A 22592-nucleotide genomic window follows, 5' to 3' on the forward strand; every position below is an offset into this window, starting at 1 on the left:
ATGTGTATATCCAACGCAGACATAACGACATTTTCCTGTGTTGATATCCCAAATTCTCGGAGCTTAGTCATGGAATGCAAATTATGTCTTTAAAATTTCGCTTCTGTACTTACTGTGATTTTCCCTCTAAGGAGTCCCAATATTTCTCGGTTAGGCATTTTTAATTGGGAATCGGGTTTTGGGAAAAGGAAAAAGAGCAAGGGTTAAAGGTTTTTTCTTTCCCCTTTTCCCCAAAACCCGAAAAGTATGTAAGGAGTCCGGGAATTTTGTGTGATTTAATGGACAACCTGTTTAACAAAACCTTCCTAATTCAGGAGTAAAACACGCTTTATACTTCTGAGAAGACTTGTCTAAACTCATCTAATTCTGAAAACGAGCTAGCGATCGCAAGGTTTATTTTAATATTTAAAAAATATTAGACTATTTATCACTAAATAAGTAAGTAAAGGTACTGATTTAGGATTAGCCACTTACCGGTAGATTATAGAAGAAAAACATGGTGTCCAATTCACAGTGACATTTGAATTAAGCAAAGACACAGAATTAGCCATGCCTACGGCGAGCTTTGCCAACGCGATTCCAGCGCGAAGTCAGGAGTTAGGAATGGAAAAGAATAACTAATTCCAATCCTGTTCATCTTTCTTGCCACGGCTTTTGTAAATTCCACCCAAATCGTGAATTTGACGAGTTTTCTCAAAAAGCTCGGCTTCGGTCAAACCCCACTGTTGCAAGACTTTATCTAGGTCTTTTTGGATGTCTCTCGCCCCTGGAAACCCTTGATAGCGCATTCGCAGTCTAGCCAATTCTGCTAAGTTATAGTCTGTCGCCTCTTGAGCGAGTAAAATATCAATAAGGGGGCGATCGCGGTTATAAAGTGGATGTTGTTGATCTTTACCGGCCGTTGCTTCAGTCATTGTCAGTCCTGAGTTAGGAGTTATAAGTTAAGAATGATGAGTCTTGGTTTTTAAGTTTAGCCGAGAGCAGAGGAGCAAAAAGGCAAAAGAAAATAATCTTCTGCACGCAAGAGGTAATTGTAAAATTGATAACTCCTTACTTAATCATCACTCCTAACTCATTACTCCTAACTCACATTAGACGGCAAGTACACCTGATGTCTTACGGCTCTCACCACTGCCACTTAACTTTAAATAAAGTTACATTAGTCCTTAAGAAAATACAAAAAACTTTAGATGAGGGTGAATTTTATCTCACCCAAAGTCCAAGCAGCGAGGGAGCAATAACCCATTATGTTTGAACACTTCACTTCCGAAGCCATTAGAGTAATTATGTTAGCTCAGGAGGAAGCACGTCGCCTGGGACATAACTTCGTAGGAACTGAGCAAATTCTCCTGGGTTTGATGGGAGAAGGAACTGGGGTTGCTGCTAAAGTGCTAGCTGAATTAGGCGTTACCCTCAAAGATGCACGTCGCGAGGTAGAAAAAATTATTGGTAGGGGTTCTGGCTTTGTACCACCAGAAATTCCTTTTACTCCTAAAGTAAAAAGCCTCTTCGAGCAATCGTTTAAAGAAGCTCATAGTTTGGGACAGAATTACATTAACACTGAACACTTACTCTTAGGATTAACCGAGGCTGGTGAAGGTGTCGCCGCCAAAGTACTGCAAAATCTAGGGGTTGACTTCAAGAGTGTCCGCAGTGCCATAGTTCGCCGTTTGGGTGAAAATGCACCAGCTTTTGCTGGTAGTGGTAATCAAAAGCGCACCCAACCGCTAACAATGGAAGAATTTGGCAGAAATTTGACCAAATTAGCCCAAGAAGGCAGACTCGACCCCGTAGTTGGTCGCCAGAAGGAAATTGAGCGGGCGATCCAAATTCTCGGTCGCCGTACTAAGAATAACCCAGTATTGATTGGGGAACCAGGAGTTGGTAAAACTGCGATCGCCGAAGGTCTAGCTCAACGTATTATCAATCAGGATGTTCCTGAAAGCTTACAAGACAAGCAAGTTATCAGCCTCGATATGGGGTCATTGGTAGCTGGAACTCGCTTCCGTGGCGATTTTGAAGAACGCATCAAAAAAGTTGTGGAAGAAGTCCGCACTGTCGGCAATATCATCCTGGTGATTGACGAAATTCACACCTTGGTTGGCGCTGGTGGTACAGAAGGTGGCTTGGATGCAGCCAACATCCTTAAACCTGCCTTAGCACGGGGTGAACTCCAGTGCATCGGCGCAACTACTCTCGATGAGTATCGTAAGCATATCGAGCGTGATGCCGCCCTAGAACGTCGTTTCCAACCGATTAAGGTTGGGGAACCATCGGTAGAGGAAACCGTACAAATTCTCTACGGCTTGCGCGGTGCTTACGAACAGCACCACAAAGTCACAATTTTAGATGCGGCACTTGTGGCAGCCGCAGAATTATCAGACCGCTATATTAGCGATCGCTTCTTGCCAGATAAGGCAATAGACTTGATTGATGAAGCTGGTTCTCGCGTTCGTCTGCGGAACTCCCAAAGTTCTCCCAATAAAGAACTTAAGCGTGAACTCGCTGGCGTTACCAAAGAAAAAGAAGCAGCAGTCAGAGTCCAAGATTTTGACAAAGCTACAGAACTGCGCGACCAAGAGTTAAAACTCGCAGAACAACTGCAAGCAACTTTTACACCAAACGATCAACCTGTCAACTCGACTGTAGTTGATGAAGAAGACATCGCTCAAATTGTTGCCTCTTGGACTGGTGTACCAGTTAATAAGCTCACTGAATCTGAGTCAGAGTTGCTTTTACACCTAGAAGATACTCTGCATCAGCGCCTCATCGGACAAGAGCAAGCAGTCACTGCTGTTTCTCGCGGTATCCGTCGCGCCCGCGTTGGCTTGAAAAATCCCAATCGTCCCATTGCTAGCTTTATCTTCTCTGGCCCCACTGGAGTTGGTAAAACAGAATTGGCGAAGGCACTAGCGGGCTACTTCTTCGGTTCGGAAGACTCGATGATTCGGCTAGATATGTCCGAATACATGGAAAGCCACACCGTCGCCAAGCTAATTGGTTCGCCTCCTGGTTATGTAGGATACGACGAAGGCGGACAACTTACAGAAGCCGTGCGACGGAAACCCTACTCAGTGCTGCTATTCGACGAAATCGAAAAAGCACACCCCGATGTATTCAATATGTTGCTGCAACTCTTGGATGACGGTCATCTTACCGATGCCAAAGGTCGGAAAGTGGACTTCAAGAATACGCTGATCATTTTGACTTCTAACATCGGTTCCAAGGTGATTGAAAAAGGTGGTAGTGGTTTAGGCTTTGACTTCGACACTCAAGCCGACGCTAGTTATAACCGCATCCGCACCTTGGTAAATGAAGAATTGAAAGCTTACTTCCGTCCAGAGTTCCTTAACCGTCTTGATGAAATTATCGTCTTCACCCAGCTTTCTAGGGATGAAGTGAAGCAAATCGCCGAAATTATGCTTCGTGAAGTTGCTGGTCGGTTGACGGAAAAGGGAATTATCTTAGAAGTTAGCGATCGCTTCAAAGAGCTTGTGGTACAAGAAGGTTATAACCCCAGCTACGGCGCTAGGCCATTACGTCGGGCAATTATGCGCCTCCTAGAAGATTCTCTCGCCGAAGCAATGCTGTCTGGTGAAATTACAGATGGAGACACAGCCCTTATCGATGTTGATGATGACTCTCAAGTGAGAGTACAAAAATCAGAAAAACGAGAATTGCTCTTGGCAAATGTTGGCTAATTTTATACCCGATCGCTTTTTACTGTAATATTTGAGAAACACTCCAGCCTCTTGCGTAGAGCAGAGGCACAAACAGGGTCATCTCAGACAAACATCAAGTGAAATGGTATTATTTCTCACCCCTAGTAGAAATGCTAGGGGTTTTTTTATGCGATTTATAAGAAGAATTCAGAACTCAGTATTGAATTCTGTACGAGTAGGTGATAGCGAGTCTGCGAGCGTCTGAAGATTGATTAAAACCGGACTTCTCTACGAGACGCTACCGCGAACGTCCCGCTGCGCTAACGCCCGAAGTTAAGCGAAACTAAAATAAATATTTTTCGTAATCAAAACTCTATCCCGCAAGTGGCGTAGAGTATTCTGAATTCTGAATTCTGAATTCTGACTCCTACTTTATAGTCTTCGCGGTTGACTTATGACTCCTGACTCCTGCCCAAACAGTGAGTGGCTGCCCAACTTGCTTATACAGTAAGCTTTCCAGAATTACACCATTATTGTTAGCGGTGAGAGTTTTATTCGGCTGACGCAGAGACTCATAAAAGCCGTTGTACCAGCCTTCTTGAGACTTAAGATTGCCTTGAACGAAATCAAATAACTGACGGGTATAAGCAGTGTTATAAAGCACATGCCAGCCGATCGCAGCCTTGGCACTGAGGAATCGCAAATTGTTGTGCTGTTCTCTAGTATCGGCGATGGTTGCCCAAGGTTGCCCGTTGACAAATAGGCTGCTGTAAACAAAGTATGGCGGGCGATCTAAGTTGTCTTCGGTGACGGCGGTTAATTGTTTTGTCGCTTCATAACGCGCTGCTTGAGCAGCTAAAATCCGATCGGCATAAGCTTTAGGCAAAGCTTGAAACCCAGTTTCGATGCCATCTAAGATATAGGGTTCGCTAAGAACGTAGTTATTGGCTCCAGAGTTTTTATAGTCCCGTTTGTCGTAAGGAATTCCCTGTCCGTAAAGATCGACAAAGGCAGCATTGGACTGATAATCTAAGGCTTTATTAACATCCAAGCCCCAAAGCTTCAAACCATAAGCAGCATAATTCTCATAGCCCAAGCGACCTTCTTGGTTGTATTGTTCTTTGCCTTTGATGACAGCAGTACCGTACATTTGTCCTCTTTTGGTCAGACGCTTGACTTGCCAATGTTTCCAAACTGCTGCTGTTTGCGATCGCATTTCTGGATACTTTGCCTCGACAATCTTCAACCAGATTGCCATTCTTCCTAAATCAATGGCTGACCAACCAATTTCTTCCCGTTTTTCTAGTTGACCATAATTAACGGGTACGAGAGTTTTCGCATTATAAACTTTGTTGGGTAGTTCTCCTTTATACAATGGCATTGACGCCAGTGTATTCAACATTTTGCTCATTTTGGCTTCAAATTCAGCCACAGGCACGATATTGAGTTCTCTAGCACTGACTAAGGCTGCGATCGCTGCTGCCTGATCCCACATACTTACAGCAGCAAAGCCATCAACGGAATTGATTAAGCCAGTTTCATCGTTCCAGTTGCGTTGGAAGTATGACCAAGCTTGACGGGCCGTTGTCATTTCTTCTGGGGTAAGTTTTCCAACTCCAGGAGCAACGTATGGAATTATAGCTACTGTTAATTGATTTTTAGGAATCGGTTGACCTGGCAAAACTACGGATTTAGCATCAAGGCTGGCAACTATTTCAGCTTCTTTTGCACTAGAGACAGGGTTTTGGGGTTTCTCTGGTTGGGAAGCAATTGGGGATGTTGATATTTCAGGTTTTTTTATAGAAGTATTAGAAAGTTGCTTAGACCAACCATTTAAAAGTGCGATCGCGATCGCAGCGGTAACGACTCCTCCTACAGTAGCTAGTATAGACAAGCTCTTAGGTGGCGGTTGAAAGTCAGAACTCATACTGATTAAAGCCTTATTTTGTAAGTCAGTGTTATTTGCGTAGTTTCATCAAATACATTCTTCCCAACTTTGAAATCTAACTAACATCCAGAGTTCACCCGATGGGAACTATTAAAATTTACATTCCGCCCACTACAATAAAATAGTCACGCACCCGATCTCTGGAGTTCTAGCAGTGGGCTTATTTGATGATTTGAGTCGGTTTCTAGAAAACCGTTTAGAAGAATTCTTGCGTAACAATCCACATTTGGAGTTAGAGGCGCTGCTAGAACAGCTGCGTGAGCAAGAAGAAGACACATTAAAGCTAATCGCAGATTTAAAATTACAAGAAAAGCAATCGGAAGAAGAAATTCTCTCCACCGCGCAAGAAATTCAGCGTTGGCATATCCGCATTCAAAAAGCCAAAAACGCCAAGAGAGAGGATTTGGCAGCGGCGGCAGGTGAGCGAGAAGCAGCCCTGTTGCGCGAAGGAAATCAGCGCTGGGGACACATGCAAGGACTGAAAGAACGCATTAACCAATCTCAGGAACTACTGCAAAAAATTCAGCAACGGCGACAGGAGGTACAAGCTAAAGCAGCCGAAGCACAGACAGTCCGTGCTAAAGCGCAAACCCAGCAGCGTTTTGAAACCAGTGGTTGGTCGAATCAAACTAGCAATTTTTCTAGTGGGTTTGATGACTTAGAAGAGAAGTTCCGTAGCTGGGAAACTCAGGATGAGTTAGAGCAAATGAAGCGGAATATGCAGAAGTAGCGCCTATTTGCTAAAATACGCCGAAGTAACAAATGCGATCGCTGAAATAGCAAATGCGTAGGCGCAGCCAGCCGTAGGCATCCCCAGAAATAGCTTACTCACTTGAATTTTCGCGTCAGTTTTACCCCACCCTAACCCTCCCCTTATAAAGGCTACGGTGTACACACATCTCTAAAAATCCTACCCACCCAATATTTCTGTTCAAGTGAAAGTCGCACACTGAGCAAATATCCCGCCCAGAACTAAAGTTCCGGGCTGATAGCGAAAGTCCTCTTTTAGAGGACTGAACTAAATTTCTTCTTTAGTCCTCTTTTAGAGGACTTTCGCTATGAGACTCGGAATTTATTCCGAGGCGGGATAGAACACTGCACCAACACTTGTGTGTACACCGTAGAGGGTTGGGGAGGGGTGATTCAAGGATTTTTGCAAGAGACTTCATGAGCTCGCGCTCACAAGAAACAATGAAAATGTCTTTTCCTCCTGCCTCCTGCCTTCTGCCTTATTTTCAAGGCAGAGTCTATTCAGTTAAAAATCAAAGGTTGTGCGAAGCACACCCACATACTGCGTATCATTTCTGCTGTCGTTTTCCGGGTTGAGAATCACCCAAAAACCAGGAGTCACTGAGATGTTGTCATTTAGTCGGTAACGATAAAATGCTTCGATATGGTAAGCGTTGTCTCCTTCTTGACGGACATCGCTGTTGGAGACACGCGGCGGTAAACCAAAGAGAATTCCCGGCAGATTGCCTCTACCACCCACATCGGGAAACGACATCCCAATCGCCCCAAACCAGACATTGGCATTGTCACCACTGTTCACAAACAGAGAATCTGTTCCACCCCTGCCATTGGAAACATCACTAAAACCAGAGTTTTTGGCATTTGCCCAAATATATCCACCCCAAGCGTGGACTTGGAAATTCGGGGAGAAGCGATAGTATCCCTGTGCGCCGACAATATCGTTGGAAGTCGCAATGTTGTTGCCAAAAGGAGCGTTTGACAGGACGCTACCCGTCCCAGCGGAGAGATCGATTACTCCAGCAGGGGTATAGCCATGAGAGTAAGCAACACCGATCGCTCCTTGCTTACCATAATAGGCTAAGTGCGCTAAGGCGTTATAGCCACCATCAAACAAGCCGTTGCTCCCCGATGGCACATTGGGACTGTTTGCTAAATAGCCCAAGGTAAGAACCAAATCTTTAGTGATGTTCCAGTTAGCGGCTGCACCACCACCACCTCGCCGGAATAAGGGACTGTATGACCCAAAAAGTGAGGGAACCCCATTGCCGTCATCAGCGATTGTGGGGGGAGTGACGGTGGTTGTAATGTCGGTGTAACCAATGCCTGTAGGCCCAACAACGAAGTTAAGGGATTCACTGACTGGGAAGTAATAACGGATGTGGGGGACAAGAAGTGTATTGTTGCTGTCATAATCGAAGTTCAGGCGTGTCATCCCTGTGCCTGTGGCTGCGGCAATTTGGCTTGCACCATTGGAATTCGCAAAGTTGCCAAATTCTAATCGGACTCGCAACAAGTCTTTGCCAGTAAAACTGCTCTCAAAGTTGAGACGACCCCGATTTGAAAAGTAGAGATTGGATTCATCATCGTCACCACCTACCCTATCGCCAAAGGTATCACTAATAGCGGTAATAATTTGAGCATTCAACCTAGTAGTTGTGGAAAACTGCTGCGCCTCCAATGTTGCTGTATGTGCCTCTAAGGTATCTACTCGTCCGCGCAGAGTTGTCAGTTCAGCGGCAAAGTCTTGCTGCAACTTTTGCATCACTGCCAAATCTTGCTTATTAACTAAATCGCTAGTAGCTGTAGAAATTAACTCATTAATCCGATCCAAACAAGCATTTAAACCTGCGGCAAATTCATAACGAGTTAAAGCACGGTTCCCGCGATAGGTAGAATTGGGATAACCTGCAATACAACCGTAGCGTTCCACCAGTGATTGCAATGCACCAAACGCCCAATCGGTTGGTTGGACATCAGAAAACTGGGAAACAGAAGTGACTTGTCCCTGCAAACTCCTATTAGCATCTGCTGCATTCGGATCATCTTCTGGAGGTGCTGCCCAAACTGCTGGAATTGCCAAAAATAGAAGAAAAAAACTATAAAAAAGAGTTTTGATCATTGACTTATTAGTTGAAGATGGTTGAATTTTGAGTTTAGGTTTTAGGTTACTTAAAGCAACGCTATGACTTTCTGCTCATTGCTGCTTTTAATAGCCGCTTCTATAATTCGCATTACATTAATTCCGTCTTCGGCGGTAACAGCAATTGGCTGATTATTAACAATAGATTTATACACGGCATCGTAATAGCCTAAATAGCTCCCCTGTGAACTTTTGACTTTTTCTCGAATTACTTTTGTGTCTTTTTCTGTATGCAGCAAGCCATATTCACTTTCCGGCTCTGTATACCAATCAAGTGTGTTGGGCTTCATCCCCGCCACTAAATACTCTTCTTGTTTATCGGCTCTGCTTTTAAGAAAAGAACCATGAGTACCATGTATGATATAGGCTGGTGCAGGTTCACGCACAAGGAAGCTTGCTTTTAATTTGACGCGCAGTTTGTCGTAGTATAGTATCAACTCAAAATAATCATCTACCTGCGATCGCAGCCTAGTTATACGGATGTCTGCAAAAATAGCATCAGGCATCCCGAATAGATGCAAAGCTTGATCTATTAAGTGCGGCCCTAAATTATTTAATGTTCCTGCCCCAGGAATCGGGACTTCTACATGTTGTTTATGACTGAGGGTTGGTTTATATTTTTGAAATTGAAATTCTGCTTCAACAATATCACCTAATAAGCCTTCTTGGACAATTTTTTTGACTGTTTTAAAATCACTATCCCACCTCCGGTTTTGATATACAGATAATTTTTTGCCCTGTTTTTGTGCCAATTCTTTCAGGTTTTGAGCTTCTGCTACCGTTGTGGTGAATGCTTTTTCTACCACTACATGCTTATCTGCAAGCAATGCCTGTTTAGCATAATCGTAATGGGTATAAGTGGGTGTATTTACGACCACTAAGATTACTTGATCATCTGCTAGCAATGCTTCCAAAGAAGGATAGCTTTTGACATCAGGATAATGTTGCTGTATCAGCTTTTTGCTTCTTTCCCAAGAACCTACTAGTTTAAATCCGGGATGCAAATCAATAAACGGCGCATGAAATACCATGCCGGATAAACCAGATGAACAAAGAGCCGTATTGATAGTTTCCATCTTTTTAATGATTGACTGAAGCGATGTCATTAATTTTGCGGGGCTGCTAGATCCCCGACTTCTTCAAGAAGTCGGGGATCTGAACACCACTAACCTCTTAAAACTTTTGGGACAGACCACTAGATGGATGCTAATTACATGTCTTCTAACTCAATTCCTTTGGTTTCTTTAATAAAAAAGAGAATGAAAAAGAATGAGGTAGCTGCTGCAATTGTATAAAGTCCATAGGCAGAACCTAGACCGAAATATTGCAGTATGGGAGGAAATGTTGTGGAAATGATGAAATTGGCAACCCATTGCATAGCAGCAGCAACTGAAAGTGCAGCGGCTCGAATTTTGTTATTAAACATTTCTCCTAACAGTACCCAAACCACTGGGCCCCAGGAGAAACCGAAGCAAAAGACATAGAGGTTGGCTGCGATGAGAGCCGTAGTCCCGGCGCTTCCGGTGAGATTGGGGTTCCCAGCAGCATCAAGGGGAGCATTACCAAAAAGATAAGCCATCGTCCCCAAGGTAAAGGTCATGCCTATCGACCCTACTATAAGTAAAGGCTTGCGACCAAATTTATCTACGAAGGCGATCGCAATCAATGTTGTAATAATGTTGACGGCTCCTGTAATCACCGTAATTGATAGGGAATCTTTTTCGGAAAACCCAACGGCCCGCCACAAAACGCTGCTGTAGTAGAAGATTACATTAATCCCAACAAATTGCTGTAATACAGATAAGCCTATTCCTATCCAAACAATGGGAAGGAGTCCGCCACTTCTGCTTAAAAGGTCAGAAAAACTAGGTTCCCGCTCACGAAGCACTGTCTGCCGAATTTCTTCAATTTTTGGCAGCACATCACCTCCCAAAATCTTGGTCAGAACGTTAGCAGCTTCTGGTTCTCGTCCTTGGGCAACCAAGTATCGGGGAGATTCGGGAATCATTAAAGCAGACATTCCGTAAAGCACGGCTGGAGGAATTTCTGTCCAAAACATCCAGCGCCAAGCGCTTATACCAAACAAAAACGGCGATTCGGCTGAACCTGCGGACACAGCAATAAAGTAGTCGCATATCAATGCAATGAAAATTCCAACTACGATCGCTAATTGTTGCAGAGATCCTAATCTTCCTCGCAAATGCGTGGGAGAACATTCTGCAATGTATGCTGGGGCAATAACGCTAGCAGCACCGACTGCAATACCACCCAATACCCGCCAAAAGGTAAAATCCCAAATTCCAAAGGGCAGCCCGGAACCAATGGCACTGATGGTAAATAACACCGAAGATGCAACCATTGCCTTGACTCGACCATACCGGTCTGCAATCTTGCCTGCATAAAAGGCTCCGACCGCAGAACCCAACAATGCCAGGGATACCGCAAGACCAATCTGTACACTGTTGGCGTTAAAGTCTTTGGTAATGGCTCCAACTGCACCGTTAATTACAGCAGTATCAAAACCGAACAGAAAACCGCCGAGGGCAGCAGCACCAGCAATTAAAATCACATAGAATGTGCTGGATTTACGACGAACAGTAGTGGTAGACATAAGTTTATATATTGGGAATTGGGCACAAGAGGCAAGGGAGCAGGGAGCAGGGAGCAGGGGGGAAAGAGGTAATACCAATTCAAAATTCAAAATTCAAAATTAAGAAAGCCAGACAGAACAAAGGTTTGGGAGTATGTATCTGTCGCATTCTTTTTTCAAATTGGTGTAATTCTTCATTCTCCCCCCTGCTCCCCTGCTCCCCTGCCTCTTTTTCACCGTCTAGAACGTCTGCGTAACCGATCGATCATTACTGCCAAAATAATTACTAGTCCTTTAACGACTAGTTGCCAGAAGTAAGATAGGTTCAACAAGGTTAAACCGTTGTTGAGAATCGCAATAATTAATGCACCTAGAAGTGTGCCGCCAATAGTACCAATACCACCTGTAAAGCTGGTTCCACCTAGAATAACAGCTGCGATCGCATCTAATTCATAACCTTGACCTAATACGCCACTGGCACTATAAAGACGGCTGGCGCTCATGATTCCTCCTAAGCCTGCCAGTAATCCGCTAATACCATAGACGAATAGCAACACCCGATTAACTTTAATCCCTGTTAATCTGGCTGCCCGCTCGTTACCACCCACAGCATATATCTGCACTCCTAAAACAGTTTGCCGCAGGATAAACCAGCTAGCTATCACAGTCAGTAGCGCAATTATCACTAGCCAAGGAATGGGGCCGACGTATGTATTACCCACCCAAGCAAAATTTATGTCCCGATTTATCAGGGTTGTACCCTTGGCAATTAAAAAGGCAACACCCCGCAAGGCTGTAAGTGAACCCAAGGTGACAATAAAAGGTGGCACATCTAAGAAGGTAATAAGCGCACCGTTGAGTAAGCCTAAGAGCAATCCTGCCAGCAAGGCAGCAGGTACAGCCGCCCAACTTAAAGCCAGTAGTAGTGATACCAGCAGGGCAACTACCGCAGAAACAGCCAATATTGATCCAACCGAAAGGTCAATACCGCTCATGAGAATTACAAAAGTCATTCCTGTCGCCAGCACAATATTGATTGATGCCTGACGCAAGATATTGACGATGTTACCGCTCATGAGGAAGTTGGGAGAAAGGAATGCAAATAAGATGCAGATAATTACTAAGATTGGCAGAATACCCGCAACTTCTAACAGAGTGCTGATTGATTTCCGGTTGCGAGCTGCGGAATTATTGGCTGATTTATTGATAGGTGGTCTGACTGTTTGACTCATGATGCTAATACCTCCGATGCTCCAGTTGCGTAGTGCATAATCTTTTCTTGGGTGATTTCTTTGCCAAGACTGCCATCCAGTTCACCTACGAGCTGTCCTTCTCGCATCACCAAGACGCGATCGCTCATGCCGACAATCTCTGATAGTTCGCTGGAAACCATTAAAATAGCAACACCTTGTGCTGCTAATTCGCTCATTATTCGGTAAATTTCACTTTTAGCACCGATGTCTACGCCGCGTGTCGGCTCATCTAACATCAAAACTCTCGGTTTAATGGCTAACCAACGCGCTAGCAGTAGCTTCTGTTGATTACCACCAGAAAGATCCAATGCTCTAATTTCCAAATTGGCTAGGCGGATATTAAAGTTTTCCACCGCGTCTGTTGACAGCCGATTCACTGAAGGCCAGTTAACAATTCCACCCTTTGCATCTTGCTTGAGTGTATTGATAGCAATATTCTTGCGGGCGCTCATCTCCAGAAATAAACCTTGGTCTTTGCGGTCTTCTGGAACGTAGCCAATTCCGGCAGCAATGGCATCACTGGGGGTATTAATTTCCAGTTTTTTGCCATTCAAGAATACTTCACCGCTAGCTTTGCGGTCTGCACCAAAAATCAGCCGGGATAGTTCTGTGCGTCCGGCACCAACCAACCCAGCTAAACCCAAAATTTCCCCAGCATGAAGTTCAAAACTAGTAAGCTCAATCTTCTTGCGGGCGTCGCTCATATTTCTGACTGACAGCACCACTGGGCCAGGATTCATTTGCCGTTGATGTTCATAAAAGTCTTGCATGGAGCGACCGACCATCATCTGCACCAATCGCTGGGGAGAAATTTCGCTGCGTGTCAAACTGCCAATATATTGACCATCACGCAACACGCTAATTCGGTCAGCTAAGGCATAGATTTCTTCCATGCGATGGCTGATGTAAATAATGGCAATGCCATCACGCCGCAGTTTGCGAATGACCTCAAATAAATGGTCGCTCTCGCGGTCGGATAGGGCTGCTGTTGGTTCATCCATCACCAAAACGCGGCTTTTATCCTTCAGTGCCCTGGCAATTTCCACTTGCTGCTGTTCGGCGATGGACAAAGTACCAACTATAGTCTGGGCGGTAAAATTGGCTCCAAGGCTTTCCAGCACTTCTTCTGCTTCCAGTCGCATCGCTTGGCGGTCTAAAAGCTGACCACGCCGCAACTCGCTACCCATAAACATATTTTCGGTAACGGTTAAATTCGGTGCAACATTCAGTTCTTGATAAATGAGATTAATACCCGCCTTCCGTGCTGTCGCCGGATCAGTAATTTTTAAGGGTTGACCATTGATGCGAATTTCTCCTTCATCGGCAATGTAAGCCCCAGCCAGGATTTTCATCAATGTGCTTTTGCCCGCTCCGTTTTCACCCATGAGGGCGTGAACTTCTCCCGGATAAATGGTAAGGTTAACATTTTGGAGCGCAGATACACCATGAAAGCGTTTGGTAATTCCTTGCATTTCTAACACTGGGGTGCTAGTTGGTGTATCAGAAAGTGAGGTTTCAATATTTGTTGTCATGAACAAAACCTGTAAAAACTATTTAAAATTTGCGAGCGTGAATTAGAAATTAATAAATTCATATTTGATTGATCGCAAAATCATGTTTTAAAAGCTGACTAGGAGTTGTAAAGAGATATTTTCATCCTTTGTTGTTAACGTTAGTTCAGAGAGATTCTTGGGAAAGTCTAAGTGCTATAAATAGACACTCAAACTTTCCACTGATGCACATACATAGCGGTTATCAATTGGGTGCAGCAGAGTTTTAACCTCTTTCTAAACCCATCTTTCTATTAAAGAAAAGACAGGCATAAAGATGAGGTTTGGTATTAATTTAAGTGAAAACCGCCAGACATTCTAGGTATGTGCAAAAACTTTACAAATGCACCAAATGACTTATATCAAAAGACATAATTTCCAATTGCAAATTCACAATTTTTATTACTTCCAGCCTTTTTCTGTGCTGACGTTATCTTTTGTGATCAACTTAACTGGAATCAAAATGGTAGAACTGCTAGGTTTTTTCCCATTTAAGATGTCGTTGCCAACTTGAACTGCTTTTTCGGCCATCCCTCGCGGATTTTGAGTAGCAGTTGCTGCATATATACCATCTTTAGCTGCGATCGCAGTTATTGCTTCTGGCGCACCATCAACCCCAACAATAAAGAAATCTTTACGTTGTGCTTGGTTCGCTGCTAGTTCTGCACCGACTCCACTGGGATCGTTGATGGCAAAAACCGCATCAATTTTTGGAAAGGTTGTCAGCAAATCAGTCATAACTCTGAGTCCTCCATCCCGACTACCCTCTGCATTTTGGTTTTTGGAGAGTATTTTGATATCGGGATATTTAGACAATACGTTCTCGCAGCCACTAACTCGCTGAATCACTGAGTCCACTGGCGGCCCGTTAACTATGACAACATTACCTTTACCCTTGAGGCGGTCAGCAATATATTTGCAACTAACTTCTCCAGCTTGGACATTATTAGTTGTAATGGTGGCATCTACACCTCCTTCCGCACCCGTATCTACTGCAATGACAATTCTACCTGCTTGTTTAGCTTTCTCAATTGCTGGCTTAATGCCACTTTTATCAGCAGCATTGACGATAATGATATCAGTATTGGAAGCCGTGAAATTCTCAATTTGATTGGCTTGTTGGTTGAGGTCATAGGCACTGGAAACTACGGTAACATTGACATCCTTACCGCCGATTTTCTTGGCTTCTGCTTCAGTTGCTTGTCCCATGAGGACGAAGAAGGGATTACTTAAATCACCAACGGTAAAGGCAACTGATTTTAATTTTCCATTGCCAGTGGCAGTTTGAGTCTCTGCACTGGTATTGGTAGCAGGTTTAGTATCAGTGTTAGTAGCTGTGTTGCCATCGGGAGAACCATTTGTACAGCCGACAAGACTGCCACTGATGATACCTAATAAGCTAGCTGCGATCGCAATCTTTTTCCTTTCCATATTCATATATCTCCTAGATGTCTAAAAACAGGGTCAAGTATTGTAACCCTCGTATATCAAGCCTTTCTCTCTGTCTTGTAATTACGAATTACGAATTACAAATTACCAGCCTTTGTAGCTGCTAAGATTCTCTCTAGTAACCAACTTGACTGGAATCAGAATATTTGGTGACTCAGGTTTTTTACCCTGGATGATATCGTTGCCAATCTGAACCGCTTTTTCAGCCATCCCTGCGGGATTTTGAGCAGCAGTTGCAGCAAATACACCATCCTTATCTTCCATTGCTTTGGTTGCATCTGGCGATCCGTCAACCCCAACAATAAAAAATTCTTTACGTCTTGCTTGTTTAGCTGCTAAATCTGCGCCGACACCGCTTTGGTCGTTAGTGGCAAAAACAGCATCAATTTTCGGAAAGGTTGTCAGCAAATCGCTCATGACTCTCAGTCCTCCATCCCTTGTCCCTTCGGCATTTTGCTCTTTAGAGATAAGTTTAATATTCGGATATTTAGACAATGATTTCTCACAGCCACTCACTCGCTGATTGATTGAGTCCATCGGAGTACCGTTGAGGATGACTACACTACCTTGACCTTTGAGGCGATCGGCAATATATTGGCAAGCAACCTCACCAGCTTGGGTATTGTTGGAACTAATCATCGCATCTACATCTGCATCAACGGCTGAATCTAATGCAATCACAACCCTACCTGCAAGCCTTGCTTGGTCAATAACTGGTTTAACTCCTTTTTTATCAACAGCGCTGAGGATAATTAGGTCAGTATTCGCAGCCGTAAAATTTTCGATTTGGTTGGTTTGTTGGTTCAAATCAAAGGCACTAGAAACCGCATTAACTCTGATATTACCCCCGATTTTCTGGGCTTCTGTCTCAGCCCCCTTCTGCACTGCATTATAGAAAGGATTGCCTAAATCACCCAAAGCAACGCCGATTGTTTGCAATTTTTTATTTGGACTAGTAAGACTCTCTGCACTTATGTTAGTAGCTTTGTTGTTAGTATTAGTTGCAGTGTTATCATTTTTAACGCCATTTGTGCAACTAACAACCGCAAAACCTAATATGCCAACTATGAGCGAAATTTTCTTCATATTTATAACAACGGATTTAAATTTGACAAAGGTCATGACAATGTAAATAGGCCTGAAAATCTTAGACCTAACCTAGTGATACTAATAGTTTTTGTCATTTCAAATCCAAAGGTCTTTTGATGTGACTTAATTGGAATTATTACTATTAGTGTCACTAAAGAAAGTGATTTATTCTTAAAGCAGAATCATGAACATTACACTACTTCAAATAATCACATTTTTTTGGTGAAGTTACTTCGTAGTTCATAGCTGGAAAACAGCTTTTCAGTGAAACTTCCAAAAATTAGTTTTATTAAAGTTGTCAATCTTTATTTGTTTTGACTTTTTTCATTTTATCCCGCTCCTGTGCAAACATTAACTTTGTTTATCGAACTTTACAAATGGAAAAGATTTTAAATCTCGCCATCGAACCCAAGGTCTTCTTTTCAAAGTATCTACATAAATTAGCCTATTCAATATTAGGGTAAATGTTAAAAAGGTTAACATTTCTCAACTAATATTTTTCAGATAAGATATTATTAGAATAGAGAGCTTTTTGATTGTGAATGCTAGATTTTGAAAAATGTAAACATCCTTTGGTTAGATTTTCTAAATGAACTCTAATCAGCTTGCCAAGCATATTTATTTCTTATTCCTCCTCCATCACTTACAGGCAATAGAGGAGTAAACAAGATAATATTGTCAGAATTCAGCACCCAGGTGGTCGCCGAGCCTGTCCTGAGCGCAGCCTCTCGTAGAGAAGGGCGTAGCCGAGGTGAGTCAGGAGTCATAATTTATAAGGAATCTAGAATAATTAGTATATTTATTCATCAAAGTTATTCTGAGTTTCTAACTATTCTGACTCCTGAATTCTGACTCCTGAGTTCTTCTTCAAGCAGTTTAAAACTTTAATGTTGCGGGTAAATATTTAGCCACCAAATCTTCATAGTATGGTTTTAATTTCTGCCAATCAGGAGGAATAGGGTTTTTTGAATACAAATCGTAGGGATTGAACAAACGTACCCATTTAAACATTTCTCTATCGTGTTTATCCATCAAATGTTCATACGCATTGTCACGATGTTGAGGATAAAATGAGTGATAGCGAAGCATATACAATGCAGGTTCGGGCAAATAGTTTTTCATCATCTGATAAAAATACTCATCATGCCCCCATGACATATGTACATTAGTCAATCCACAGTTAGGCTCATAAATGCCATATTTAGTGTTGTAATCGGGGTTATTATAATCAGGATTTTCTTTAAAGAATTCTGAGAAAACAACTTTATCAGAAAATGCACAACCTACAGGATAAGTATCGCCTACGGTAGCCCATTGAGGTTCACCAAATAGACAAAGCACTTTCCCCATATCGTGAAAGAAGCCAGTAAGTACCATCCAGTCAGGATGACCATCGGCGCGAATGGCTTCTGATGTTTGCAATAAATGCTGTAACTGATCCATGTCTGTATCAGGATCGGAATCATCAACTAATTGATTCAAAAATTCGACCGCATCCCAAACAGACATTTCTTTTTTATCAAACTTCAAAAATTCTTTTTCTTTTTGAAGTACAAAATTATATGTTTGATTAATATGATTTAACCGATAAAACTCTTTGACCGTATTTCTAACAGTCGTTTCGTAATTCCTATACTCTTCGGTGGTTTTACCTTCTTTAACTATCCTATCTGGATCGGGATAGCGATTAAGTAAGTCTTCTTCCCATTCTTCTAGTGAATGTAAGGGATTGTTTTGAACCTGAACAATGGCATTATTTAAAGTTTGAGACATATCTTCCTAGTTGTCGATATTGTATTTGTTAAATGGAATCTTTTATGCACAGGTGTGCATAAACTTGTTTTAAACTCATGCTTTATTTTTGCACACGTGTGCAAAAATGTGTGTTAAGTTTCATTTCATACTTGCACTGCTAGGATGATTATTTCACCCGGTTTGATCCGAATATGGTTTAGTCAAGGGTTATTGGTGTTTCAAGACGCGATAAATCGCGTCTCTACATCTGGGTTGTATTCGATCTATTTGATTCCGAAAAAATGGTACTTTTGTTTTTTGCACACCTATACATTAAGTTACTAAATATAAGCTAATCTTTTGTATGACACATTTGTGCAAAATCTGTACTTATTAATTTTGATGTCAGACTTAACTAGTCTAGTATCAATTTGTCAGTTGTACAGCAGTAGAATATTTAATAAGATTAGCCAACTCTTGTAGCTGGTTTATCGCTTCTGCACCTTCCAACTTCATTAATTCGCGATCGTCCCACAATTCCATCCAAGTAATTCCGTAATCAGATACTAAAAACCGAATCAGGTGCTTTTCTCTTAGGCTAACCATAAATGAAGCACTTTTCATTTGATCGCCACATGTATAACATGAGGCAGTATAGCCACGCCTCTCAAGTATAATTGTCAAGGCTTGTAGGTTCATTACCAAGTCTTGAACGAATTGCTGATGCTGTTGCGCTAATCTTAGAAACACTAGTTTTCTCCTACCATTACAGTTATCTGCTTGCTTTGATATTTATTTAGACTTACATCTGATGCGATTTAGTTGCCAAAAGTTCGTGTTTTCCCAGATACGTGATTAATCTTAATATTACGGTTGTTACCACTCAGCTAAATTTCCAGAGCAGTTCTAATGTTTTGGACAATTATCTGCGGCGGCTGTGCAACATCTATAGATAGAGTATCTACTGGTTCTTCAAGGGTATAAAACTGGCTGTCGAGTAGTTTCTCGCTCATGTAATGATTGCTACGCTCTTGTAAGCGCATTTGAATCAACTCATAAGACCCTTTGAGGTAAACTAGTTTGGTGCGATCGCTATCCAATACCAAAAATTTCCGATAGCTATCTTTTAAAGCCGAACACGCCAGCACCACATTTTTATTTTCTTGTAGCCAGTGTTTAATAGCTGTTTGCAAATCTTGTAACCAAGGTATTCTGTCATCTTCACTCAGAGGGATACCGCACCGCATTTTTTCAACATTCTCTGGCGAGTGGAAAGTATCAGCGTCGCTAAATTCCCATTCTAAGGAGTCTGCTAGCAGTTTGCCGATGGTGGTTTTTCCAGAACCAGACACACCCATGACGATAATAATCATTTTTTTCTTAATAAAAGTTCAACTAATTCGGAATTGGTAATTTGTAACTTGTAATCATGGACGGAGGTAAAAATCAGGACTATTAACTCCTTTACGTGCGAAATGTGAGTTGTATTAAAATCTCTTGACAAATAACGATTATTTTCTATAATACATACAAATGCACACGTGTGCAATATTTAAAAGCTAAGATAAAATAATGAATAAACGAAGAATTTCAATTGAAGATATTGCCCGCAGAGCAGGGGTTTCTCATTCTACAGTTTCACGCGCTTTGCGAGATAACGCTCTCATTAGCCCGAAAGTGCGAGAAGAAATTAAGCGACTGGCAGAGGAAATGAGCTATGTGCCAAATGCTATTGCTCAAAGCTTGCAAAATAAACGTACTAATACTATTGGTGTAGTAGTAACTTCAATTTCAGATCCCTTTTACGCTGAGGTGGTAGAAGGAATCGAAAAGATAGCCAAACCAGCGGGTTTGAGTGTTTTATTGAGTGCTTCACACCGAGATTTTGAGCAGGAAATGGCAGCTATTGATACTTTTCATCGCCGCAGGGTAGACGGGATCTTAATAGCCGACTCGCGAATTAGTAAACAGCATACTAAACAACTCACACAAATTGCTGTGCCAACAGTTCTGATTAATAGTCAGACTGAAGATCAATCGGAAATATTTCATTCAGTTGCAATAGACGATCGCTTAGGTGCTAAATTAGCGACAGAGCATCTAATTAGTCTGGGACACACTGCTATTGGTTATCTGGGTGTAGGCGATCGCAGCAGGTCGAACCAGCAGCGCCTAGAAGGATATCAAATGGCCCTAGCGGAAGCTGGTATTCCACAAAATACTGATTGGGTTTCAATTAGTGACGAATATGATATCAGAACCAGCGATGTGAACACTGGGCAAAATATGCTATCTAAACTATTGGCTGCGGAAGTTACAGGCATATTTTGTTACAACGATATGGTAGCAATTGGCGCTCTGTTAGCTTGCCAAGAATTAGGTATTTTAGTACCGCGAAATTTAAGCATCGTCGGATTTGATGGTATTGCTTTAGGCGGTTACGTTACGCCTGCACTGACCACAATCAGCCAGCCAATGCTGGAAATTGGTGGCTATGCCATGCAAATGTTACTCGATTTAATAGAAGAAAAAACTGTGGAAAACCGCGTTTTATCTCCTTTTCTATTAAAGCGTAGTAGCAGTGCAGCATTATTAACAATTTAGGCGTTGCTGAATTAAGGGATGATTCTTGTGGGGTGGGCATCCTGCCCGCCCGGAAATACAAGGGACGCTCATGTTGCCCATCCCACAAAAATAGTAAAATCATCCCGTCAATATGCAACCCCACAATTTAAAAATCAAAACAATTTATACAAAAATTATGTTAACTAAAAAACCGAGTTTATCTCCCGATCGCTGCTTCTCTCCAGAACCAGTTCAAAGACGACTAGCCCATCAATTTTTTGATAGCATATCTGCGTTACCTCTAGTTTGCCCACACGGACACGTAGATCCAGCTTTGTTAGCTAATCCCGCAGCTCGTTTTGGTTCACCAACCGAATTACTGATTATCCCTGACCACTACCTGTTGCGAATGCTCTATAGTCAGGGCGTATCTCTGCAAGCTTTGGGCATACCAAGCAATGATGGTTCGCCAAGAGAAACAGACCACCGTAAAATCTGGCAATTGTTCGCTGACCATTTTTATCTATTCCAGGGTACTCCGTCTGGGTTGTGGCTGAAAGAAGAACTAACTAACGTCTTTGGGCTAGATGAACCTTTAAACTCTCGCAACGCAGGATATATCTATGATTGTCTAGAAGGTTTGTTAGCCTCAGCGGAGTTTTCCCCTCGTGCTTTATTCAAACGCTTTAATATCGAAGTACTTTGTACTACCGATGCCGCCAGTGATAACCTAGAGAATCAGCGATCGCTCCACGAAGAAGGTTTTACTCAAATTAGACCAACTTTTCGCCCAGATGCAGTAGTTAACCTAGATGCTCCTAGTTGGCGGGAAAATCTTAGCAAGTTGGAAAGCAGTATCGGTAGAGAAATTAATACTTATGCGAATTTTGTGCAAGCTCTAGAAGAACGTCGAGCTTTCTTTAAAAAAATGGGCGCGACAGCTACCGATCAAGGTGCAGCTACACCTTATACCACACGCCTTTCTGATCAAGAAGCTGAAGCTATCTTTGCGAGAGCATTAGCCAATAAGCTGAATCCAGGGGATGTCGAAAATTTTACCGGTCATATCTTCATGGAAATGGCGCGGATGAGTGTGGAAGATGGCTTGGTGATGCAAATGCATTGTGGTGTGATGCGTAATCATAACCCAGCTTTATTTGAGAGATTTGGAGCTGATAAAGGTGCTGATATTCCCGTAAAAATAGAGTGGACTCAAAATCTGCGTCCGTTGTTGTCAGCTTATGGTAATGATTCACGCTTCCGCTTAATCATTTTTGGCATGGATGAAAGCGCTTATAGCCGCGAGATGGCTCCTTTAGCTGGTCATTATCCTACTGTATTGCTTGGCCCGCCTTGGTGGTTTCATGACAGCGTAAATGGTATGGAGCGTTATTTCAATCAGGTAATGGAAACTGCGGGAATTTATAATACTGCTGGATTTAATGATGATACGCGGGCTTTTGTTTCGATTCCGGCTCGTCATAATGTCTGGCGGCGGGTAGCTTGTAATTGGTTGGCTGGATTGGTTGCGCGGGGATTGGTTGAGGAGGAGGAAGGGTATGAGATGGCTCGTGCTTTGGCTTATGACCTCGCTAAGGTTGCTTATAAGTTGGAGTGACAATTCTCCACAATCAAGCTATTAGGACTAGGGCGTGTTTTCAAAATCTTGATCCCCCCAACCCCCCTTTTTAAGGGGGGTTAAGAGTCTCTTAAAGTCCCCCTTTTTAAGGGGGATTTAGGGGGATCTAAAAAGTTAGGAGGCTAAACGAGTATTTTAAAAACACACCCTAGTCCTAGCTAGATAGAAAACCTGGAAATCCAGATTAAATATTGACTTTTTTAATTACGAATTAAAAATTCCG

The 22592-nt window shown here is 42.5% G+C and carries 17 protein-coding genes; 4 read left to right on the plus strand and 13 right to left on the minus strand.

Going from position 1 to position 22592, the window contains the following annotated elements; all coding sequences use genetic code 11:
• Positions 1 to 617: 617 nt before the first annotated feature.
• The gene (locus QUD05_RS11200; RefSeq protein WP_094353136.1) at positions 618 to 914 is read right to left on the minus strand and encodes a DUF3288 family protein; all 297 of its coding nucleotides are present in this window, start codon (positions 912 to 914) and stop codon (positions 618 to 620) included.
• A gap of 333 nt (positions 915 to 1247) precedes the next feature.
• On the opposite strand from QUD05_RS11200, the gene QUD05_RS11205 reads away from it, so the two are divergent.
• A complete protein-coding gene (locus tag QUD05_RS11205) occupies positions 1248 to 3701 on the plus strand; it encodes an ATP-dependent Clp protease ATP-binding subunit (RefSeq protein WP_289796106.1) in 2454 nt (817 codons plus the stop codon).
• A 388-nt stretch (positions 3702 to 4089) separates the two neighbouring features.
• Here the strand turns inward: QUD05_RS11205 and QUD05_RS11210 are convergent, their stop codons facing one another.
• On the minus strand, positions 4090 to 5589 hold the full coding sequence (locus tag QUD05_RS11210; RefSeq protein ID WP_289796107.1) for a DUF3131 domain-containing protein: 1500 nt from the start codon (positions 5587 to 5589) through the stop codon (positions 4090 to 4092).
• Positions 5590 to 5764: 175 nt separating this feature from the next.
• Between QUD05_RS11210 and QUD05_RS11215 the strand changes: the two genes are divergently transcribed.
• A complete protein-coding gene (locus QUD05_RS11215) occupies positions 5765 to 6340 on the plus strand; it encodes a TIGR04376 family protein (RefSeq protein WP_289796108.1) in 576 nt (191 codons plus the stop codon).
• A 525-nt stretch (positions 6341 to 6865) separates the two neighbouring features.
• Here QUD05_RS11215 and QUD05_RS11220 read toward each other — a convergent pair.
• The 11 genes from QUD05_RS11220 to QUD05_RS11270 form a co-directional block, all read right to left on the minus strand.
• Positions 6866 to 8479 carry an iron uptake porin gene (locus QUD05_RS11220; protein WP_289796109.1) on the minus strand — a complete coding sequence of 538 codons (1614 nt, stop codon included), beginning with the start codon at positions 8477 to 8479 and terminating at the stop codon, positions 6866 to 6868.
• Between the two features lie 50 nt (positions 8480 to 8529).
• Entirely contained in the window at positions 8530 to 9576 is a 1047-nt protein-coding gene (locus QUD05_RS11225) for a Gfo/Idh/MocA family oxidoreductase (protein WP_289796110.1), read from the minus strand.
• Between the two features lie 134 nt (positions 9577 to 9710).
• Positions 9711 to 11111, minus strand: coding sequence for a sugar porter family MFS transporter (locus tag QUD05_RS11230; RefSeq protein WP_289796111.1), 1401 nt, complete (start codon positions 11109 to 11111; stop codon positions 9711 to 9713).
• Between the two features lie 212 nt (positions 11112 to 11323).
• Positions 11324 to 12322 (minus strand): ABC transporter permease subunit, encoded by a 999-nt coding sequence (locus tag QUD05_RS11235; RefSeq protein ID WP_289796112.1) that lies wholly within the window; start codon positions 12320 to 12322, stop codon positions 11324 to 11326.
• Positions 12319 to 13875: a sugar ABC transporter ATP-binding protein gene (locus QUD05_RS11240; RefSeq protein WP_289796113.1), complete on the minus strand. Its 1557-nt coding sequence runs from the start codon at positions 13873 to 13875 to the stop codon at positions 12319 to 12321. Before QUD05_RS11240 ends, QUD05_RS11235 begins: the two co-directional genes overlap by 4 nt.
• 420 nt (positions 13876 to 14295) lie before the next feature.
• Positions 14296 to 15324, minus strand: a complete 1029-nt coding sequence (locus tag QUD05_RS11245) for an ABC transporter substrate-binding protein (protein ID WP_289796114.1) — start codon at positions 15322 to 15324, stop codon at positions 14296 to 14298.
• A gap of 102 nt (positions 15325 to 15426) precedes the next feature.
• Entirely contained in the window at positions 15427 to 16428 is a 1002-nt protein-coding gene (locus QUD05_RS11250; protein WP_289796115.1) for an ABC transporter substrate-binding protein, read from the minus strand.
• A gap of 599 nt (positions 16429 to 17027) precedes the next feature.
• On the minus strand, positions 17028 to 17198 hold the full coding sequence (locus QUD05_RS11255; protein WP_289796116.1) for a hypothetical protein: 171 nt from the start codon (positions 17196 to 17198) through the stop codon (positions 17028 to 17030).
• 109 nt (positions 17199 to 17307) lie between these two features.
• The gene (locus tag QUD05_RS11260) at positions 17308 to 18204 is read right to left on the minus strand and encodes an inositol oxygenase family protein (protein WP_289796117.1); all 897 of its coding nucleotides are present in this window, start codon (positions 18202 to 18204) and stop codon (positions 17308 to 17310) included.
• A gap of 387 nt (positions 18205 to 18591) precedes the next feature.
• A complete protein-coding gene (locus QUD05_RS11265) occupies positions 18592 to 18915 on the minus strand; it encodes a DUF1815 family protein (RefSeq protein WP_289796118.1) in 324 nt (107 codons plus the stop codon).
• A gap of 137 nt (positions 18916 to 19052) precedes the next feature.
• Positions 19053 to 19538, minus strand: a complete 486-nt coding sequence (locus QUD05_RS11270) for a gluconokinase (RefSeq protein WP_289796119.1) — start codon at positions 19536 to 19538, stop codon at positions 19053 to 19055.
• A gap of 199 nt (positions 19539 to 19737) precedes the next feature.
• Here QUD05_RS11270 and QUD05_RS11275 point away from each other — a divergent pair, with 199 nt between their 5' ends.
• The gene (locus QUD05_RS11275) at positions 19738 to 20769 is read left to right on the plus strand and encodes a LacI family DNA-binding transcriptional regulator (protein ID WP_289796120.1); all 1032 of its coding nucleotides are present in this window, start codon (positions 19738 to 19740) and stop codon (positions 20767 to 20769) included.
• Positions 20770 to 20926: 157 nt separating this feature from the next.
• On the plus strand, positions 20927 to 22348 hold the full coding sequence (gene uxaC / locus QUD05_RS11280) for a glucuronate isomerase (protein WP_289796121.1): 1422 nt from the start codon (positions 20927 to 20929) through the stop codon (positions 22346 to 22348).
• Positions 22349 to 22592 lie beyond the last annotated feature (244 nt).

Origin of the sequence: Nostoc sp. GT001, assembly GCF_030382115.1 — a bacterium.
Classification (GTDB): Bacteria; Cyanobacteriota; Cyanobacteriia; order Cyanobacteriales; family Nostocaceae; genus Nostoc.

Excerpts from the sequence above, each read along its gene's own strand:
- QUD05_RS11200 (WP_094353136.1), bottom strand. The coding sequence starts at position 914 with ATGACTGAAGCAACGGCCGGTAAAGATCAACAACATCCACTTTATAAC.
- QUD05_RS11205 (WP_289796106.1), top strand. The coding sequence starts at position 1,248 with ATGTTTGAACACTTCACTTCCGAAGCCATTAGAGTAATTATGTTAGCT.
- QUD05_RS11210 (WP_289796107.1), bottom strand. The coding sequence starts at position 5,589 with ATGAGTTCTGACTTTCAACCGCCACCTAAGAGCTTGTCTATACTAGCT.
- QUD05_RS11220 (WP_289796109.1), bottom strand. The coding sequence starts at position 8,479 with ATGATCAAAACTCTTTTTTATAGTTTTTTTCTTCTATTTTTGGCAATT.
- QUD05_RS11225 (WP_289796110.1), bottom strand. The coding sequence starts at position 9,576 with ATGGAAACTATCAATACGGCTCTTTGTTCATCTGGTTTATCCGGCATG.
- QUD05_RS11230 (WP_289796111.1), bottom strand. The coding sequence starts at position 11,111 with ATGTCTACCACTACTGTTCGTCGTAAATCCAGCACATTCTATGTGATT.
- QUD05_RS11235 (WP_289796112.1), bottom strand. The coding sequence starts at position 12,322 with ATGAGTCAAACAGTCAGACCACCTATCAATAAATCAGCCAATAATTCC.
- QUD05_RS11240 (WP_289796113.1), bottom strand. The coding sequence starts at position 13,875 with ATGACAACAAATATTGAAACCTCACTTTCTGATACACCAACTAGCACC.
- QUD05_RS11245 (WP_289796114.1), bottom strand. The coding sequence starts at position 15,324 with ATGGAAAGGAAAAAGATTGCGATCGCAGCTAGCTTATTAGGTATCATC.
- QUD05_RS11250 (WP_289796115.1), bottom strand. The coding sequence starts at position 16,428 with ATGAAGAAAATTTCGCTCATAGTTGGCATATTAGGTTTTGCGGTTGTT.
- QUD05_RS11255 (WP_289796116.1), bottom strand. The coding sequence starts at position 17,198 with ATGACTCCTGACTCACCTCGGCTACGCCCTTCTCTACGAGAGGCTGCG.
- QUD05_RS11260 (WP_289796117.1), bottom strand. The coding sequence starts at position 18,204 with ATGTCTCAAACTTTAAATAATGCCATTGTTCAGGTTCAAAACAATCCC.
- QUD05_RS11270 (WP_289796119.1), bottom strand. The coding sequence starts at position 19,538 with ATGATTATTATCGTCATGGGTGTGTCTGGTTCTGGAAAAACCACCATC.
- QUD05_RS11275 (WP_289796120.1), top strand. The coding sequence starts at position 19,738 with ATGAATAAACGAAGAATTTCAATTGAAGATATTGCCCGCAGAGCAGGG.
- uxaC (WP_289796121.1), top strand. The coding sequence starts at position 20,927 with ATGTTAACTAAAAAACCGAGTTTATCTCCCGATCGCTGCTTCTCTCCA.